The following is a 2,077-nucleotide window of genomic DNA, read 5'->3' as shown; positions in this document are numbered from 1 at the left end:
TTCCCTATTCCCTATTCCCTATTCCCTATTCCCTATTCCCTATTCCCTATTCCCTATTTCCTAACTTAAAATAAATCCTCAGTGCCCCATCCTGGTCCTTTCTGTGCGGCTCTGATCACAAATGCCGCTAATTTCTCGATTTCCTCCTGTGGTATCCAACTCTCTTCGACTTCGCGGCACGAGAAGCTTTCCTCGGTACCATCATAGGTCATCGGTTGCCTCATAAAAGCAATTAAACCATTGAGATTATCCCGAGGTGGTGTTGCCTTAGCTAGCCTCTCCAGAGATAGAGACACAGTGGGATCAATGAGATTAGCTCCTCCCACATGACACCTCTGGCAATTTTCGGAAAATAAGTTTTGACCAACAGACAAGTCTTCGCCGTCAAACTGCTTAGTCTCTCCCTTGACATCTACAGCAATCGCTACAGGTTCTGCTACGTCTAGGTAGCGCCTGACGTAGTCGTTAACTGGAACCTGGGCTGGTGAACTAACCGTGCATGTCTCTAGGAAGAACACCAGAACAACTAGCAGCAAATAACGGATTGATACGAATAGACCTCTTGCCAAACTAGTTTTTTGATACTTTTCCCGTGAATTGTTGTCCACTGTTCCCAACTTCTCAAAGAAGTCTAATAATCTACGGAGCATTGAGTATTTAAAGTGATATGTACTGATTGAGCAACAGGGCAGCGGCTTCTTCTATTAGCGAATCAGGTCTAGTTAAAGAAGCTAGGGTTATTGATTTTGGTTAACCCCTAACTCCTAACCCCTAACCCCTAACTGCCAAAAGAAGAAGCCTCTGCCCTTGCTGCTTAAACAAGCATAAAGCCTTTCGCTTCGTGCTTTCTAACCTCTGTACAAACAACAATTAGTTACAGACTTTACCACAACCCCACGTATCAGGTCTCTGGTTGATCTCATAGAGAATATAACCAGCCACATTACGGAGGTCATCTTGGGAGACGTTCCTCATATAGACAAAAAGATCAGCACTCTTAGTGCTTGGATGAAATTCATAAATCTCTGTTTCCCCGTCGTAGGTGGTAGGATTGTTCATATAGTCTATGATACCATCCAGGTTATCACGGGGTGGTGTTGCCAATTCTAAGTCCTCAGCACCAAGAGTAACGTTAGGGTCAGTTTTAGTGTAACCCCCTTTGTGACATTGAGAACATACAGTGTTAAACAGGCGTAAGCCTTTAACAATCTCTTTGTTACTCATCACCACCGTGTCACCTGCTTCATTGGAAGGTACGGTGCGGAGCTCTTTAGACAGGTCAAGGGCTGCTGAACTGCCCACTGCAATTTGAAAGGCAAAGAATAGGGTTGCCGTGATCAGCAAGATAAATCGCTTCATTTTTGATTCTCCTCTAAACTAAAAATGTGGCTCATATGGGATTAGTTTTTCAAAACAGCATTAACTGATTCCCTGCACATTCTCTCGCTGAGGGGGATCTGAGTCAACCAATCACGGCTATCGAACTCAGGTATTACCGATTACCAATTAGCCATTACCCTTTGTTTGAGACAAAATCTTTAATATAACAGCCTTGGCATCTTCTAGAGGCAGATGGGTGTCTTGATTTTTGTAAGCAATGCCCAACTGCTGGCATAGATCGAATACCTCTTCTACCCGAAGGTCATACTCGGCAGCAATTTCCACAATTGATAGGTCTGCAAAGCCCATAATAATTAAACCTGATAATAACTAAGGAACAGGGGTAAGAGTGTGGGGAGAGGGGGGAGTCTGGGAAGTGTGGGAGGTTTGGGGGAAAAAGGCAAGAGGCAAGAGGAACCAACCCCTAACCCCTCCCAGGAGGGGAAGGCAAGAGGAACCCACCCCTAACCCCTCCCAGGAGGGGAAGGCAATAGGCAATAGAGAAGATGATGAAACCAAAGGATTATTTCGTGGTGTTATCAGAAAGCAGCATTCGGTTTTGTAATCTATCGGGAGCACCTTGTCAGCCCCGTAGAAACCAAGCCAGTCGCTTCCCATCTCCCCATCTCCCCATCTCCCCATCCTCACAAGGGTAGGTTTTTTACAATTAGGAAGAGTCAGAAACAGCGAAAGAGCT

General features: G+C 45.2%; 4 protein-coding genes. All 4 read right to left on the bottom strand.

Features of this window, described 5'->3' with window-relative positions; all coding sequences use genetic code 11:
• Nucleotides 1–65: 65 nt before the first annotated feature.
• On the bottom strand, nucleotides 66–650 hold the full coding sequence (psbV2, locus tag BJP37_RS31100) for a photosystem II cytochrome PsbV2 (protein WP_081431392.1): 585 nt from the start codon (nucleotides 648–650) through the stop codon (nucleotides 66–68).
• Nucleotides 651–870: 220 nt separating this feature from the next.
• Nucleotides 871–1,359, bottom strand: coding sequence for a photosystem II cytochrome c-550 (gene psbV, locus BJP37_RS31095; protein WP_075904724.1), 489 nt, complete (start codon nucleotides 1,357–1,359; stop codon nucleotides 871–873).
• A gap of 147 nt (nucleotides 1,360–1,506) precedes the next feature.
• Nucleotides 1,507–1,689, bottom strand: coding sequence for a translation initiation factor IF-2 (locus BJP37_RS31090; protein WP_070395846.1), 183 nt, complete (start codon nucleotides 1,687–1,689; stop codon nucleotides 1,507–1,509).
• Nucleotides 1,690–1,710: 21 nt separating this feature from the next.
• On the bottom strand, nucleotides 1,711–2,077 hold a 367-nt coding region (locus BJP37_RS37860; protein WP_214607785.1), incomplete at its 5' end, for a hypothetical protein.

The organism is Moorena bouillonii PNG (assembly GCF_001942495.1).
Lineage (GTDB): Bacteria > Cyanobacteriota > Cyanobacteriia > Cyanobacteriales > Coleofasciculaceae > Moorena > Moorena bouillonii.
Note: the sequence above shows the minus strand (reverse complement) of the source record. Positions and strands in the feature narration are given on the sequence as shown.